The 14,550-nt window shown below is 72.0% G+C and carries 13 protein-coding genes; 9 read left to right on the top strand and 4 right to left on the bottom strand.

Annotated elements, in window-relative coordinates; genetic code table 11:
- Positions 1 to 10: 10 nt before the first annotated feature.
- Complete coding sequence (locus IW256_RS22505; protein WP_197012865.1) at positions 11 to 316, top strand: hypothetical protein; 306 nt, start codon at positions 11 to 13, stop codon at positions 314 to 316.
- Between the two features lie 9 nt (positions 317 to 325).
- A complete protein-coding gene (locus tag IW256_RS22500) occupies positions 326 to 700 on the top strand; it encodes a nuclear transport factor 2 family protein (RefSeq protein ID WP_197012864.1) in 375 nt (124 codons plus the stop codon).
- A 21-nt stretch (positions 701 to 721) separates the two neighbouring features.
- Here the strand turns inward: IW256_RS22500 and IW256_RS22495 are convergent, their stop codons facing one another.
- The 3 genes from IW256_RS22495 to IW256_RS22485 are packed head-to-tail and all read right to left on the bottom strand — an operon-like array spanning position 722 to position 4,317.
- Positions 722 to 1,903, bottom strand: coding sequence for a M20 metallopeptidase family protein (locus IW256_RS22495; RefSeq protein ID WP_197012863.1), 1,182 nt, complete (start codon positions 1,901 to 1,903; stop codon positions 722 to 724).
- Positions 1,896 to 3,032: an amidohydrolase family protein gene (locus IW256_RS22490; RefSeq protein WP_197012862.1), complete on the bottom strand. Its 1,137-nt coding sequence runs from the start codon at positions 3,030 to 3,032 to the stop codon at positions 1,896 to 1,898. Before IW256_RS22490 ends, IW256_RS22495 begins: the two co-directional genes overlap by 8 nt.
- Positions 3,022 to 4,317 (bottom strand): glutamine synthetase family protein, encoded by a 1,296-nt coding sequence (locus tag IW256_RS22485; RefSeq protein WP_197012861.1) that lies wholly within the window; start codon positions 4,315 to 4,317, stop codon positions 3,022 to 3,024. The genes IW256_RS22490 and IW256_RS22485 overlap by 11 nt, the downstream gene beginning before the upstream one ends.
- Positions 4,318 to 4,700: 383 nt before the next feature.
- Between IW256_RS22485 and mftD the strand changes: the two genes are divergently transcribed.
- The 7 genes from mftD (at position 4,701) to IW256_RS22450 (ending at position 13,523) form a co-directional block, all read left to right on the top strand.
- A complete protein-coding gene (mftD, locus tag IW256_RS22480) occupies positions 4,701 to 5,882 on the top strand; it encodes a pre-mycofactocin synthase MftD (RefSeq protein ID WP_197012860.1) in 1,182 nt (393 codons plus the stop codon).
- A 54-nt stretch (positions 5,883 to 5,936) separates the two neighbouring features.
- Positions 5,937 to 8,762 carry an aminotransferase class III-fold pyridoxal phosphate-dependent enzyme gene (locus IW256_RS22475; RefSeq protein WP_197012859.1) on the top strand — a complete coding sequence of 942 codons (2,826 nt, stop codon included), beginning with the start codon at positions 5,937 to 5,939 and terminating at the stop codon, positions 8,760 to 8,762.
- A 70-nt stretch (positions 8,763 to 8,832) separates the two neighbouring features.
- Complete coding sequence (locus IW256_RS22470; RefSeq protein WP_197012858.1) at positions 8,833 to 10,080, top strand: ABC transporter substrate-binding protein; 1,248 nt, start codon at positions 8,833 to 8,835, stop codon at positions 10,078 to 10,080.
- A gap of 1 nt (position 10,081) precedes the next feature.
- Positions 10,082 to 10,825, top strand: a complete 744-nt coding sequence (locus IW256_RS22465; protein ID WP_197012857.1) for an ABC transporter ATP-binding protein — start codon at positions 10,082 to 10,084, stop codon at positions 10,823 to 10,825.
- Position 10,826: 1 nt separating this feature from the next.
- Entirely contained in the window at positions 10,827 to 11,552 is a 726-nt protein-coding gene (locus tag IW256_RS22460) for an ABC transporter ATP-binding protein (RefSeq protein WP_197012856.1), read from the top strand.
- 7 nt (positions 11,553 to 11,559) lie between these two features.
- Complete coding sequence (locus IW256_RS22455) at positions 11,560 to 12,435, top strand: branched-chain amino acid ABC transporter permease (RefSeq protein WP_197012855.1); 876 nt, start codon at positions 11,560 to 11,562, stop codon at positions 12,433 to 12,435.
- Entirely contained in the window at positions 12,432 to 13,523 is a 1,092-nt protein-coding gene (locus IW256_RS22450; protein ID WP_197012854.1) for a branched-chain amino acid ABC transporter permease, read from the top strand. Before IW256_RS22455 ends, IW256_RS22450 begins: the two co-directional genes overlap by 4 nt.
- A gap of 52 nt (positions 13,524 to 13,575) precedes the next feature.
- Here the strand turns inward: IW256_RS22450 and IW256_RS22445 are convergent, their stop codons facing one another.
- Positions 13,576 to 14,433 (bottom strand): MurR/RpiR family transcriptional regulator, encoded by an 858-nt coding sequence (locus IW256_RS22445; protein WP_197012853.1) that lies wholly within the window; start codon positions 14,431 to 14,433, stop codon positions 13,576 to 13,578.
- Positions 14,434 to 14,550 lie beyond the last annotated feature (117 nt).

The following is a 14,550-nucleotide window of genomic DNA, read 5'->3' as shown; positions in this document are numbered from 1 at the left end:
GAGGCGATCCATGCCGGGACGCACCGACCCCATCCCCGACCCCGTCTCCGACCGCATCTCCGCCCATGCCCGGGTCCTCGGCGCCGACGCCGGCACGCTCGCCGAATGCGCCGCGCGGCTGCGCCGGATCGCGGACCGGCTCCGGTCGCACGACGCCGCGCCGCCCTGGCTGTACGCCGTTCTGGACGGCCACATCACCGCCTGCGTGGTGGCCTCGGCCGACCTCGCCGACGCCTCCGGGCGGCTGGAGGAGTACGCCGCCGCGGCTCGGCGGCACGGCTCCCGGCGGCCCGCTCCGCCTGCCGGGGCTTGCTAAAGTCGCACGGTGGCAGAGGACTCACCGCACACCCGAACGATCGACGCCTTCATCGCCGCGGCCAACACCCATGACCCGGCGCGGCGCGCCGAGCTGCTGGACCGGGCCCTGACCGCGGACGTCGTGTTCTGGAGCCCCCTGGGACGCACGGTCGGCCGGGCGGCCGTCGACCGGTTCATCACCGAGGTGGTGCAGGGTCACGCCGCCGACGACCGCCGGATGGTCCGTACCACCAGGGTGGACGCCCCGGAGGAATGGGCGCGCTTCGGCTGGCGGTACGAGAACGCCGCCGGCGACAGCCTCCTCACCGGCATGGACGTCATGCACGTCTCGCCCAAGGGCGGCATCGACGAGATCGTCGTCTTCGCCGGCTCCCTGGACTGACCTCAGGCCCGCGGCGCGTCACTACGGCCGCGGCGGGCCGGGGGGACGGCTCCGCGCCGCGGCCACGGCGCCGAGGTAGCCGCACAGCATGGCCTGCGCGGTCCTGCGGACGTCCTCGTCACCGGGCAGGAACGCGGGCGAGTGCAGCGGGTCGGAGGTGTCGGTGCCGACGAAGAGCATCGCCGAGGGCATGCGCTCGGAGAAGTAGGAGAAGTCGTCGGCGCCGAGCGACCGCAGGTCGCTCGTCACCTGGACCCCGCGCCCCTGGAGCTGCTGCGTGATCTCCTGGACCAGGTGCGGATCGTTGACCAGGACGGGCTCGCCATGGGTGATCGTGACGGTGGCCCGGCACGAGTGCGCCCGCGCGATGAACTCGGCGACCTCGGCGATCCTCTCGTGGAGGAGCTCGCGGGTCTGCGGGGTGAGGGCCCGGATCGTCCCGGTCGCGCGGGCCAGCCCGGCGATGACGTTGGCCGCGCTGCCCGCGGACATCGACGAGACCCCGACCACGGCGGAGGCCATGGGGTCCACCGACCGGCTGACGATGCTCTGCGACGCCACGATGATCTCGGACATGGCCAGCAGCGCGTCGCTGGTCAGATGCGGGTACGCGGCGTGCCCGGCGGTGCCGTGGACGGTGATCTCGAACTCGTCGGAGGAGGCGTTGACCCCGCCGGCCGCGCACGCGACCTCGCCGGGCCGCAGCAGGGGCTGCACGTGGGCGCCGACCATCGCGACGCACTGCTCGGTGTCGAGGATCCCCAGTTCGGCGATGTCGCGCGCCCCCGACGGGTAGGTCTCCTCGCGCGGCTGCAGGACGACCAGCAGCGGCATCGGCGGCCCGGCCTCGGCCAGGGTCCTGGCGACGGCCACCAGGGCGGCGAGGTGGACGTCGTGCCCGCAGGCGTGCATGGTCCCCGGCCTGGCCGACTCCCACGCGACCCCGGTCCGTTCCGCGACCGGGAGCGCGTCCAGCTCGCCCCGGACGCCGATCGCGGGTCCGGGGCCGCCGATCCTGAGCACCGCCCCGGTCTCGGCCACCTTCGTCGCCGGCTTGCTCGCCGGCAGCGCGGCCAGGAGACGGTCCCTGGTCATGGACTCGTCGCCCGAGAGGTCGGGTTCGCGGTGGATGGCGTGACGTATCTCGACGGCGTCCGCGAGGTGCCGGTCGAGCGCGGCCCAGAGGCCGGTGCGGTCAGTCATCGGACAGCCCGTACAGGCGTTCCGCGTTGGTGCGGCCCACCATCGTGGCGACCCGCATGGCGTCGCGCTCGGCCCATTCGCCCTCGCCGACCCAACGGGCCAGCGCACGGGTCATGCCGCGGCGCCACAGCAGCGCGCCGAGATGGTGCAGTTCCGGCGGCCCCCAGGCGTCCGAGGAGTAGAGGATCTTGGAGAACGGGGCGAGTTCGAGGCTTTCGGCGATGACGGCCGCCGACGCGGCGCCGGTGTGGTTCACCGCCAGCCCGACGTCGAAGTAGACGTGCGGGAACGCCTCCGCGAGGAACCCGGCGTTCCGGTGGAACGGGTAGCAGTGCAGGAGGGCGACGCGGGTGCCGGCGGGCTCCACGGCCCTGATCCAGGGGGCCAGCAGCAGCGGGTCGCTGCGCCGCAGGTCGAGGTCCGGGTCGCCGAACCCGGCGTGCAACTGGAGGGGGAGACCGGTGTCGACGCCCGCCCACAGGACCATCCGCAGCAGCACCGGGTCGGTCACGCGCGGCCGGGCCCCGCCGGACAGGGTGGCGAGCCAGCGTCCCGCGGCCCGGGTGACCTCGGCCGCCGAGGGCCGGGCGGGCTCGACGTCGAATCCGTGGCGGTAGGCCACGATGGACTTCAGGCCGGCGGCCGAGGCGGCGGCATCAGCCAGCGCGGCGCGGAAGTCCCGTTCCAAGGTCGCGGCCGTGCTCGCGGGGGCGACGTCCTCCAGCACGCTCTCCAGGCGGACCACCTCGGAGAACTCGCCGGGGACCGTGCCGGCGAGATCGCCGAGCGGGAGGAGCCCGTCGGCGAAGCCGGTGTCGACGATCCAGTGACCGGTGCCGGCGGCCTCGAAGAACAGCCTGGTGAGCTCCGCCGGGGTACGGGCGGCGCGGGCCTGCCAGTACTCCTCGGCGGTGGCGTGGGGCGCGAGCCCGAGCACCGGCGCGCAGTGCCGGCGGACGGCGAACCCGATCTGGGAGTCGAACTGCGTGGTGCCCTCGGGGACCGGGCGGTCGGACTCGGTGAGATGGCCCTCGAACTCCGGCCGGGTGACCGGGTGGTCCAGCGACGAGTGGACGTGATGGTCGACGAGCCGCAGGGCGCCGATGTGCAGGGCGAGGTCAGTGGACATCCGCCACCCGCTCGCACATCCGCCGGTCGTCCAGGCCGGCCACGGCCGCCAGTTCCGACCGCTTGACCGAACAGTGGGTCCGCAGCAGCTCGGGGGAGAACCAGCCGGAGACCACGTCGTCCTTCTCCAGGTCGGCCAGCGCCTCCTCGAGGCTGCGGGGGAGCGTGGGCACGGAGGCCGGCACCGACTCGTCGATCTCCTCGGGCCAGACGCGCGGGGCCTCGTACTCCGCGGTGATGCCGTGCAGGCCGGCCCGTACGAGAACGCCCAGCGTCAGCCACGGGTTCGCGGTCGCGTCCGCGGCACGGAACTCGAGGTTGTACTGGTCCGCGGGGTTCCCTCCGCCCACCGTGCTCGTGGGGCAGATCCGCAGCAGCGCCTCACGGTTGCGCTCGGCGAGGAAGATCCCGCCGCTGCTCCAGCGGTGCGGGAGGAGGCGCAGGTAGGACGAGGGGGAGCAGGCGGTGATCGCGACGAGTGCTCGGGCATGGGCGAGGATCCCGGCGGAGAACCGCGCCCCGAGGTCGGAGAGGCCGCCGGGCCGCCCCGGCTCGTACAGAACGGGCCGTCCGGTCTCGGCGTCGCGCAGGGACAGGTGCACATGCACGCCGTTCCCGGTGCCCTCGGGGTCGACCAGTGGCGCGAAGGTGACGCGGTGCCCGTGGCGGCGCGCGAGATCGCGGACGGCCGTCTTGAGGAGCACCGCGCGGTCGGCGGCGCGGACGCCGGTGGCGGGCCGCACCGTGATCTCGAACTGCCCGGCGCCGTACTCGGGCAGCCAGTTCGCCGGCTCCAGGCCCATGTGCGCCAGGAGGCCGACCAGCTCGTCGCCGAACGGCTCGGCGCCGCGCAGGCGTTCGAAGGAGAACGGCGGGGCGGCGGGGAGGTCCGGGAGCATGAACTCGTGCTCGAACGAGGCGACGACCTCCAGGCCGGTGGCTCGCGTGAAGTCGCGCAGGGCCGCCCGGGCGAAGGTCCGGGGGCAGTTCGGCCACTCGGAGCCGTCGGGGAGGACCTGGTCGGCGAGGTAGACGCGGACGGCGGGCGCCCCGCCGGCCGCCGGGATCTCGGCGCCGGTGCTCTCGTCGGGCATCAGCTTCAGGTCGCCGGCCGCGCCGAACGGGTTCGGTGCGATCTCGCCGAACGCCGTGAGGGCGAGGTCGACCGGTACCCAGCCGACCCCCTGCCGTAGGACGCCGTCCACCGCGTCGCCGGGTACGGCGCGGCCGCGGGTATGACCTGACAGGTCGTTGGTTGCCACGAACACCGTGGTCGAAGAACTCATGATCTACCTCTTCGGTCGGGCCTCGGTTCCCCCGCGCTCACCGTGCGATCGCATCCGAGCGGCGAACCTGCCGAGGGGATAGTGTCACAGTCATTTCAATGCTCGTCAACAAGGCAAATCATGAAACATCGATTTCATATCGGGTGCCTTGAGGCGGGGCCGTGGCGGGACCGCGCGCGAGTGGCTTGCGTCGGGAGTCGGCGGCATCCTTGTTACAGAAGTTTACAACTCGCCTATTGTCGTAAGAGAAGTTTCAGTCTACGGTTGCAGCCACTCGCTAGGTTCGGGCAGGTCGGCGCGGGATCGGCCGGTCAGGAGAGGCCGGGGCCGTCGCGGACGGGGAACGCCCGCCGGGCCCGGACGACTGAGCGGAAGGAAGGGCAGTGGCAACCAGAGTGAGGTTCAAGAACCTTGCCGAGGCGGAGCGTCTCGCCAAGCGCAAGCTGCCGCGGGCGGTATGGCTCGCGATCAAGGCAGGCAACGAGCAGGGATGGACCCTCAGGGAGAATCTGCGTGCCTACGACGAGCTGGGCTTCTCCCCGACGATCTTCGACCGTCCCACCTCGTTCGACCTGACGACCACCATCCTGGGCGTCGACATCGACTTCCCGGTCGTGGTGTCGCCGGTGGGCGCGCAGGCGATCCACCCCGACGGCGAGGCCGGGATGGCGCGGGCGGCGGCGCGCGCCGGCACCGCGATGGGCCTGAGCTCCTGGGCCGCGGACGGCGTCGAGGAGGTCGTCCGGGCGAACCCGAAGACCTTCTTCCAGCTGTACTGGGTCGGGACGCGGGACCAGATCGAGGCCCGCGTCGAGGCGGCCCGCGCGGCGGGCGCCGCAGCGCTCATCGTCACCCTGGACTGGTCGCACACGCCGCGCCGCGACTGGGGCGTACCGCCCGCGCCGCCGAGCCGGCTCGACCTCCGGACGATGCTGGAACTGGCTCCCGAGGCCCTCTCGCGCCCCGTGTGGTTCAGCGGCTACCTGCGCCGCGGGCGCATCCCCGAGCTGAAGGTGCCGAACCTGTTCGGGCCCGGCGGCCGCGTCCCCTACTTCGGTGAGGCGTGGGCGGAGTTCGAGGCCACGCCCCCGCCGACGTGGGCGGACGTGAAGTGGCTGCGGGAGCTGTGGGGCGGCCCGTTCATGGTCAAGGGCGTCAACACGATCAGGGACGCCAAGCTCTGCGTCGACCTGGGCGCGGACGCCATCTCGCTGTCCAACCACGGTGGCAACAACATCGACGGCAGCCCCTCACCCCTGCGTTACCTCCCGGACGTCCTCGACGCGGTGGGCGACCAGCTCGACATCATGATCGACGGGGGAGTGCGGCGCGGCTCGGACGTGGTCAAGGCGCTGGCGCTCGGCGCCAAGGCCGTCTTCGCGGGCCGCGCCTGCCTGTACGGACTGGCCGTCGCGGGCGAGGACGGCGGCCACGCCGCGCTCACGATCCTGAAGAACGGGATCCGGGAGACGATGTTCGGCATCGGGCGCTCGAGCGTGCACGATCTCGGCCGGCACGACCTCATGGTCCTGAACCGCGACTTCTTCGTCCCCCCGGCCGGCTGACCCCCCGGGCAGCAGGTCACGATCTCTCCCAGCCAAGCAGAACGGTCTCGCTCCATGCCGCACATCATCGTCGTGGGCGCCGGTAGCGCCGGTTGCGTCGTCGCAGCCAGGCTGACCGAGAGCCCCGGCAACCACGTCACCCTCATCGAGTCCGGACCCGACCGCGCGGGAACGGCCGCCGTCACGCCGCTCGCGTCGGTGAACTGGCTGGACGCCATGGGCGTGCCCGAGGCGTTCCACACCGACCTCATGGCCACCCGGCTGGACGGTGGCGAGCTGCGCCAGTACCACCGCGGCCGCGGCGTGGGCGGGTCGGCCGCGGTCAACGCCATGCTGGCCCTCCCCGGCCTCCCGGGCGACTACGACCGCTGGGCGCGCGAGTACGGCCTGGAGTACTGGTCGTGGGAACGGGTGCGGCCGTGGTTCGACCGGCTCAAGGCGGAGCTGACCGTGTCGGACCGCGCGGACTACACGCCGGTCGACGCCGCGCTCGTCGACGCCGCGAAGGCCCTCGGACTCCCCGGCGACGTGGACACCTACACCCCCGACGACGGCGGCGGGGCGCTGTGGCGCACCGCCACCGCCACCGCGCGCCGCTCCAGCCACGAGATCTACCTCGATCCCGCTCGCGAGCGTCCGAACCTCACCGTGCGGGCGGACCACAAGGTGGACCGGCTCCTGCTGGACGGCGACTCGGTCACCGGTGTGCTGCTGAGCGACGGGACCCGCCTGGAGGCCGACGAGGTCGTCCTGTGCGCCGGGACGTTCGAGACGCCCGCGATCCTGATGCGCACGGAGGGCTACGAGCGCCCGGGGCTGGGCGCGGGCCTGCAGGACCACCCCGCCGCGTCGGTGTTCCTGTCCCTCAAGCCGGAGTACCGTGCCACCGCCTCCGGCGCCCCCTGCATCGGCGCCGTCCTGCGGCTTTCCTCGAGCGTCGGCTCGGGTGACGTCCACCTGCTGCCCATGCACGGGTCCCTGGGCGAAACCCCCCCGCGCCACCACGGCCTCATCATGGCGGCGGTCATGACCGTCACCTCCACCGGGAAGGTCGGGCTGAACCCCGCCGACCCCCAGGGGCCGCCGGTCATCGAAGAGAACATGCTGTCCACCGAGCACGACCGGACGGCGATGCGCGACGCCCTCGCCCACGTGGAGAGGGTCCTGGCCACCGAGCCGTTCGCCGAGATCGTGGAGCGCGCGTTCGTCGACGCCGACGGCACCCCGCTGTCGGCGCTGCGCGACGACGCCTTCTACCGGCGGTGGCTGGCGACCTCGGTCGGGGACTACTTCCACGCGGTGGGAACGGCCCGGATGGGATCCGCCGGCGACGACCGCGCGGTCGTGGACGAGCGGGGCCGCGTCCACGGGCTGCGGAACGTCTGGGTCATCGACGCGTCGATCATGCCGGAGGTGCCCAGCGCCAACACCCACCTCCCGGTGGTCATGCTGGCCGAGCGGCTCAGTGCCGACCTCAGTGCCGACCTCAGTGCCGACCTCCGTGACGACCCGGCGGCGCACCGTCCCGCGACACCCGACAAGGAGCCGAACATGACAGCGTCCGGTGAGCCGGCACGCCCTGCGACGGGGGACTCGACGGAGGGCTCGACGTGGGACCGCGCCCGGAGCGTGGTGCCCCGGGGCGTCTCCTCCGGGCACCGCGTCGGCTGGAAGCAGGTCTTCGTCCGGGCGTCCGGCGCCTACCTGTGGGACGAGGACGGCAACCGCTACACCGACTACCTCAACGCGTGGGGCCCGATCGTGCTGGGGCACGGAGACCGGCGCGTCAACGAGGCCGTCCTCGCCGCCGTGAACACCTGCGACCTCACCGGCGTCGGTCCCCAGCGCGGCGAGTACGAGCTCGCGGAGAAGATCTGCGAGGTGATGCCGTCGGCACAGAAGGTCGCCTTCTGCACCTCGGGAACCGACGCCGCCATGCACGCGGCGCACCTCGCCCGCGCCCTCACCGGCCGCCTGAAGGTCCTGAAGTTCCACGGCTCGTACCACGGCTGGAGCGACCACGTCGCGGTGGGGAGTTCCCGTTCCGACCTCACCCCCGAGTCGGCGCTGAACACGCCCAACGGGGCGGGGCTGCACCCCGCGGTCGTCGGCGACGTCGTCGTCGTGGAGTGGAACGACTTCGACGGCCTCCGCGCCGCCTTCACCGAGCACGGGACCGAGCTTTCCGCGGCCTTCGCCGAGGCGTACGTGCACAGCTTCGGCTGCGTCGAGGCCGCCCCCGGCTTCCTCGAACTGCTGCGCGAGCTGTGCACCCGCGACGGCGTCGTGCTCGTGTTCGACGAGATCAAGACCGGCTTCCGCGCCGCCATCGGCGGCTACCAGTCGATCTGCGGGGTCACCCCGGACCTGACCGCGTTCGGCAAGGCGGTCGCCAACGGCTACACCCTGGCCGGGCTCGCGGGCTCGGACGCCGTCATGGGCCACCTCGGCGCCTACACCGCCGAGCGGGCCACCATCGACGGGACCTACAACGCCTCGCCCTACGCTCTCGCCGCCGCGAACAAGACCCTCGAGATCATGGAGACCGACGACGTCTTCGCCACGCTGTACGCGCGCGGCGCGCGGATGCGCGAGGGCATCCGGAAGGCCGTCGCCGAGACCGGCGTGGAGGCGGCGGTGACCGGCATCGGCTCGGAGTGGTGCGTGTACTTCCGCCGGGAACTCCCCACGAACTTCCGCGAGGCCATGCAGTCCGACGGCGAGCGGTACGCGCGTTACCACGCGTCGCTGCTCGCCCAGGGCGTCCTGGAGCCCGCGTTCCCCACGGGAGACCGCCGGCTCAACGCGGCGACGACCGAGGAGGACGTCGAGAAGACCCTCGAATGCGTCCGCGTGGCACTCCAGGCCGCGGCCGGCTGACCCCTCCCACTCCTCCTACCCCGCCCACCCGCTAGTTCAGGAACCCCTCTCTCACCTCTAGGTAGGACACATGTTCAGTTCAGCGCGCCCGAAAACAGGGCGCAGGGCGGCCGCCGCCGTGGCGGCCGGCCTCTCTCTCGCCCTGGCCGCGGGCTGTTCGTCGGGCGGCTCGGGGACGGCTTCGCAGAAAGAGATCGTCGTCGGCTTCGCCCTCTCCCAGAGCGGCAACATGGCGCCGTTCGACGTCGAGCCCGGCAAGGCCGCGATGCTGCGCGTCGACGAGATCAACGCCGCGGGCGGCGTGGGCGGCAAGAAGATCAGGACCATCAGCCAGGACGTGCGCTCCAACCCGAACACGGTGGGGACGGCGGCGACCGACCTGATCTCCAAGGGCGTCAACCTGCTCATGCTGCCCTGCGACTTCGACCTGAGCGCCCCCGGCGCCACGGTCGCCCAGTCCGCGAAGATCCCGGCGATCTCGATCTGCGCCGGCGACCCCAAGATGGCCAACACCACGACGCTGGGCGACTACGTCTTCTCCGCCAACGCGGGCAGCGACGTGGAGGGCGCGACCGGCGCGGCCTGGGCGTTCAAGCGCGGCTGGAAGAACGCCTACCTGCTCCAGGACAAGAGCATCGAGTACACCAAGTCCGCCGGCAAGTACTTCGAGGCCGCGTACAAGGGCCTGGGCGGCACGATCGTGGGCGCCGACTCCTTCCCGGGCGGCGACAACGTCGACGTGAGCAGCCAGATCCTCCGGCTCAAGAACGCCTCTCCGAAGCCGGACTTCATCTACGTGGCGAGCTGGAACCCCGGCGGCGCCACCGCGATCCGCCAGCTGCGCCAGGCGGGCGTCCAGACCCCGGTCGTCGGGCCGGCGGCCCTGGACGGCAAGGCCCTCCTGGAGATCGTGGGCAACACCAAGGACGTCTACTACACGGCCTTCGCCTGCTACGTGTACTGCACGGGACAGAAGTCGGCCGAACTCGACGCGTTCGTGAACAACTACGCGTCCAAGCACGGCGCCAAGCCGTCGTCGAGCTACGCGCTCCTCGGCTACAACGCGGTCAGCGCCATCGGCGCGGCGCTGGAGGGCGCGTCCTCCCTCGACGGGCCCGCGCTGCGCGACGCCCTCGTCGCGTCCCCGGCGGTCACCACCCCGATCGGCAAGGTCAAGTACTTCTCCAAGACCTGCCACAAGATCATCGACATGCCGCTCACCGTCATCGACGTCGGCGGCGGCGCGATGACCTACGTCGCGCAGCAGCGCGCCGAGTCCCTGCCCAAGCTCGGCGACGACAACTCCTGCGCGGCCTGACATGGACGTCGCAACCGCCCGCCGGCCGTCCATCCTGCGGATGGCCGGCGGGGCAGTCCACTTCGACGGCGTCAAGGCGGTCGACGGCGTGTCCATCGAGGTGCGCGGCGGCGAGGTCGTGGGACTGATCGGCCCCAACGGCTCGGGCAAGACGACGACGCTGAACCTGCTCAGCGGCATGCTCAGGGCCTCCGCCGGCACGATCCACCTGGACGAGGTCGACCTGACCAGGATGTCCATGCGCAAGCGGGTCCGCAGGGGAGTGGTCCGCACCTTCCAGAGCGGCCGGGTGTTCCCGCGGCTGACCGTCCGGGAGAACGTCGAGGCCGCCGCCCTGGGATCGGGACTCGGCCGCGGCAGTGCCAGGACGCTCTCCGACGAGCTCATCGGCGAGCTGGGCCTGGGCGAGGTCGCCGGCAGCCGCGCGGAGAACCTCACCGCCGGCCGCGTCCGCATCACGGCCATCGCCCGCGCGCTCGCCTGCCGGCCCCGGTTCCTGCTGCTCGACGAGCCGGCGGCGGGGCAGAACGAGTCGGAGGCGGTCGAGCTGATCCGCTCGATCCGGGGCTTCGCCACCGACCGCGACTGCGGCGTCCTGCTCGTCGAGCACGACATGTCGGTGGTGATGAACACCTGCGACCGCCTGCACGTCCTGGACGGCGGGCGGACCGTCGCCGAGGGCGACCCCGCCGAGGTGCGGCGCGATCCGCGGGTCATCGAGATCTACTTCGGGAAGCGGCACTGACATGCTCCTGGACATCGACAACGCCTACGTCCAGTACGGCACGTCCGTGATGGCCGTCCAGGGCGCCTCGCTCACGGTCCGGGAGGGCGAGCTGGTCTCCCTGATCGGGCAGAACGGAGCGGGCAAGAGCACCCTGCTCAAGGCGGTCATGGGCCTGGTCCCCCTGCACTCGGGGACCATCCGCTTCGACGGCTCGCCCACCGGCGGCCGGTCGTTCTCCACCGTCCGGAACAGGATCTCCTACGTCCCCGAGGAACGCGGGATCTTCACCAAGCTCACGGTGGGGGAGAACCTGAGGCTCGGCGGCGTCGCCCGCAAGGACAGGAAGGCCGTCGCCGAGGACGTCGAGCGCGAACTCGAACGGTTCCCCGTCCTGAGGAAGTACTGGGGCCGGGGCGCCGGCCTGCTGTCGGGAGGCGAGCAGCAGCAGCTCGCCATCGCCCGCGCCCTGCTGCTGCGCCCCCGGCTGCTCCTCCTCGACGAGCCCACGCTCGGGCTGGCCCCGATCATCGTGGACCTCATCTTCGACGCGCTCGTACGGCTGCGCGAGGAGGGCGTCACGATCCTCCTGGTCGAGCAGAACGCCGTACGCGCCCTCGAGGTGTCCGACCGCTCGTACGTGATGCAGGCCCCCGGCAGGGTGCTCGGCTGCGGCACCGCCGCCGAGCTGGGGGAGCTGCCCGCGGTCGTGGACTACCTCGGTTTCGTCCCCTCGGAAGCCAGGTGATGCCGTCATGTCCGTCGACTTCCTCGTGGCCATGGTCGGCATGGGCGCCCTGTACGCCCTGCTCACCATCGGTGTCGCGCTGCTCTTCGGGATCCTCGGCCTGATGAACTTCGCCTACGGCGAGGTCATCATGGCCGCGGCGTTCGCGATGTACGTGTTCAGGGACCAGCCGTGGCCGGTCGCGGTCGGCATGGCGGTGGTCTTCGCGGTGGCCCTGTCCCTGCTCAGCGAGCGGCTCGCCTTCTTCCGCCTGCGCGACGCCGACCCGGTGACGCTGATGATCGCGTCGTTCGCGGTCAGCCTGGCGGTGCAGAGCCTGGCGCGCATGACGGTGCTGCCCCGCGCCCAGGGCGTCTCGCCCACCGGTTTCCTCACCCGCAACATCGATGTCCTCGGCGCGTCCGTGAGCGTCCGGGACCTGCTGATGCTCGTCCTGTGCGGGGCGGCCCTGGCCGGTGTCGCGCTGCTGCTCGGCCGCACCGGCCTGGGCGTCCAGCTGCGCGCCGCGGCGGAGGACTTCCAGATGGCCAAGTGCCTGGGCGTGCGCGCCGACGTGGTGATCCCCTGCGCCTTCGCCGTGGTCGGCCTGCTGGCCGCGGTCAGCGCGATCGTCCTGGTGTGGCGGCAGGGCGCGGTCTCGGCCGAGATGGGCCTGCAGCCCATGCTGGTCGGCGTCGTCGGAGCCGTGGTCGGCGGCATGAGCAACCTGCGCGGGGCCGCGCTCGGGGGCTTCCTCCTCGGCGCCGCGACCACGCTGCTGGAGACGGTCCTGCCGACGGGCCTCATCGCCTTCCGCGACGCCTTCCTCTTCACCGCGGTGATCCTCGTCCTGGTCGTCCGTCCCCAGGGCCTTCTCTCCGGAGCGAAGGTGCGTGTGTCATGAAGATGTCCGGCTCACTCCTGCGGTCGGCGCAGACCCCGGTCCTGCTGATCGGCCTCACCGCGCTGATCGCGCTGGTCGGCTCGGTGGCCGGGCCGACGGTGACGCGGGTGTCGATCGTCGCGCTCGTCTCCGTGGTCTTCGTGGCCGGGCAGTCGGCCTTCACCGGGAACTCGGGGGTGATGTCGTTCGGGCACGTCGCGTTCATGGCGGTCGGTGCCTACGCCACCGCCTACCTGACCATCCCCGTGGGGCTCAAGACGGTGCTGTTCCCGGACCTGCCCGGCGGCCTGGGCTTCCTGGCGCAGGCGCAGGCGGGCTTCCTCCCGGCCGTCCTGCTCAGCGGCGCCGCCGCCCTGGTCCTGGGCGTGGTCACGGCACCGGTCGTGGCGCGGCTGAGCGGACTCCAGTCCGGCATCGCGACGCTGGCCCTGCTGATCATCGTCTACAACGTGCTCAACGGCTGGACCGCGGTGACCCGGGGCTCGTCGAGCATGATCGGGATCCCCCGGAACACGACGGTCGGGCTCGCGCTGGCGTTCGCGGCGCTGGCCATCGTCGTGTCCTGGGCGTACCGGAGGTCCCGCAGCGGGCTGCAGCTCCAGGCCGCCCGCGAGGATCACTGGGCGGCGGTGGCCTCCGGTGTCGCCGTGGGCCGGCACCGGGCGATCGCCTGGGTCATCAGCGCCTTCCTGTGCGGCGTCGCCGGATCGCTCTACGCGGGCTTCCTGATGTCGTTCAACGTCAGCGCGTTCTTCCTCAGCGCCACCTTCGCGTTCATCGTGATGATCGTCCTTGGGGGTTACCTGTCGCTCAGCGGCGCGGTGATCGGCGCCCTGGTGGTCAGCGTCCTTCAGGAGTTCCTGCGGCGGCTCCAGGACGGCCAGTTCACCGGGGGCAGCCCGCTCCCGGCCGGGGTCGCCGACCTGATCCTGGCGGCGGTCCTGCTGGTCGTGCTGGTCAAGGCGCCGCTCGGCCTGATGGGCGTCCGCGAGATCTGTCTTCCGAGCCGGGCCCGGCGGGCGCGGCGGGGCGCCGGGGGCTCGCCGGGCGAGAAGGCGCCGGAGGAGGGGGCGCGGGTGCCGGCCTGAGCGGTCCCGCCGCTCAGGCCGGCACCCGCGGGACGTCGGCTCAGCGGGAGGCTCACTCGGGGGCGAGCGACTCCTCGACCAGTTCGAGCCGCTTCTTGCCTGCCTCGCCCAGCGATTCGGAGACGGCGGCCACGACGCTCTCGCTCAGCGCCATGGCCGCCACGAGCGAGTCGAACGCGGACGCGGACTCCACCCGGACCGGCAGGACGACCTTGGCCAGCTTGGCGATGGGGGAGAGCCAGTTGTCGGTCATGAGGCACACGGTGGCGCCGCGCTCGGCCATCCCCTCGGCGAGGCGGAGGCTGCCCTGGCTGTAGCGGCGGTAGTCGTACATCAGGAACACGGTGCCCGGGCCGGCGTCGGCGATGGTCCGCCGCCGGTCCATCTCGTCGGTGCCGACCAGCTGGACGCCGTCGCGCAGCAGCCACAGGTGGACGACGAGGTACTCGGCCACCAGCCTGCTGAACCGCCCGCCCGCGACGCGGACGTCCCGGCCGGGGTCGCAGAGCATCTTCACCAGCGCCGCGAACTCGGACTCGGGAACCTCGTCGTAGGTCGCCTGGAGCATGTCCGCGAACGCCTGGCGGGTCTCGGGCAGTATCCCCTGGCCGGAGCGGGACGCCTTCTCCGCGTACTGCTTGAGGGGGGAGCCGCGCTCGCCGTTGAGCTCGTGGACCAGCGCGCGCTGGAACGCCGGGAAGCCGCCGAAGCCGAGCCGGGTGACGAACCGGACGACGGTCGGCGGGCTCACGCCGGCGGACGCGGCCAGATCGGCCACCGTCGTGAGCCCGGCGGCGGGGTACTGGGCGAGCAGTGCTCGCGCCACCTTGCGCTCACCGTTGCTGAGCTCGTCCATCGTGGTGAGCAGCAGCCTCTGGACGGACGCGTACTCGCCGGGGTCCTGATTCATGTTTCAAGGCTAGCAAAATCGACTCTGTCGTGAAACGTGCGTTACATCCCTTGTCTGAAATGTGCATTACATGATAGCCCTGTATCGCACAGTATGAACTTGAGATTTCGGTCCGGC

It is taken from the genome of Actinomadura viridis (genome assembly GCF_015751755.1).
GTDB lineage: Bacteria > Actinomycetota > Actinomycetes > Streptosporangiales > Streptosporangiaceae > Spirillospora > Spirillospora viridis.
This window is presented reverse-complemented; position numbering and strand designations above follow the sequence as displayed.

What these genes read in the sequence shown, in the direction of transcription:
- IW256_RS22470 (WP_197012858.1), top strand. Translation starts at nt 8,833, where the DNA reads ATGTTCAGTTCAGCGCGCCCGAAAACAGGGCGCAGGGCGGCCGCCGCC.
- IW256_RS22465 (WP_197012857.1), top strand. Translation starts at nt 10,082, where the DNA reads ATGGACGTCGCAACCGCCCGCCGGCCGTCCATCCTGCGGATGGCCGGC.
- IW256_RS22445 (WP_197012853.1), bottom strand. Translation starts at nt 14,433, where the DNA reads ATGAATCAGGACCCCGGCGAGTACGCGTCCGTCCAGAGGCTGCTGCTC.
- IW256_RS22490 (WP_197012862.1), bottom strand. Translation starts at nt 3,032, where the DNA reads ATGTCCACTGACCTCGCCCTGCACATCGGCGCCCTGCGGCTCGTCGAC.
- IW256_RS22475 (WP_197012859.1), top strand. Translation starts at nt 5,937, where the DNA reads ATGCCGCACATCATCGTCGTGGGCGCCGGTAGCGCCGGTTGCGTCGTC.
- IW256_RS22495 (WP_197012863.1), bottom strand. Translation starts at nt 1,903, where the DNA reads ATGACTGACCGCACCGGCCTCTGGGCCGCGCTCGACCGGCACCTCGCG.
- IW256_RS22455 (WP_197012855.1), top strand. Translation starts at nt 11,560, where the DNA reads ATGTCCGTCGACTTCCTCGTGGCCATGGTCGGCATGGGCGCCCTGTAC.
- IW256_RS22460 (WP_197012856.1), top strand. Translation starts at nt 10,827, where the DNA reads ATGCTCCTGGACATCGACAACGCCTACGTCCAGTACGGCACGTCCGTG.
- IW256_RS22485 (WP_197012861.1), bottom strand. Translation starts at nt 4,317, where the DNA reads ATGAGTTCTTCGACCACGGTGTTCGTGGCAACCAACGACCTGTCAGGT.
- IW256_RS22505 (WP_197012865.1), top strand. Translation starts at nt 11, where the DNA reads ATGCCGGGACGCACCGACCCCATCCCCGACCCCGTCTCCGACCGCATC.
- IW256_RS22450 (WP_197012854.1), top strand. Translation starts at nt 12,432, where the DNA reads ATGAAGATGTCCGGCTCACTCCTGCGGTCGGCGCAGACCCCGGTCCTG.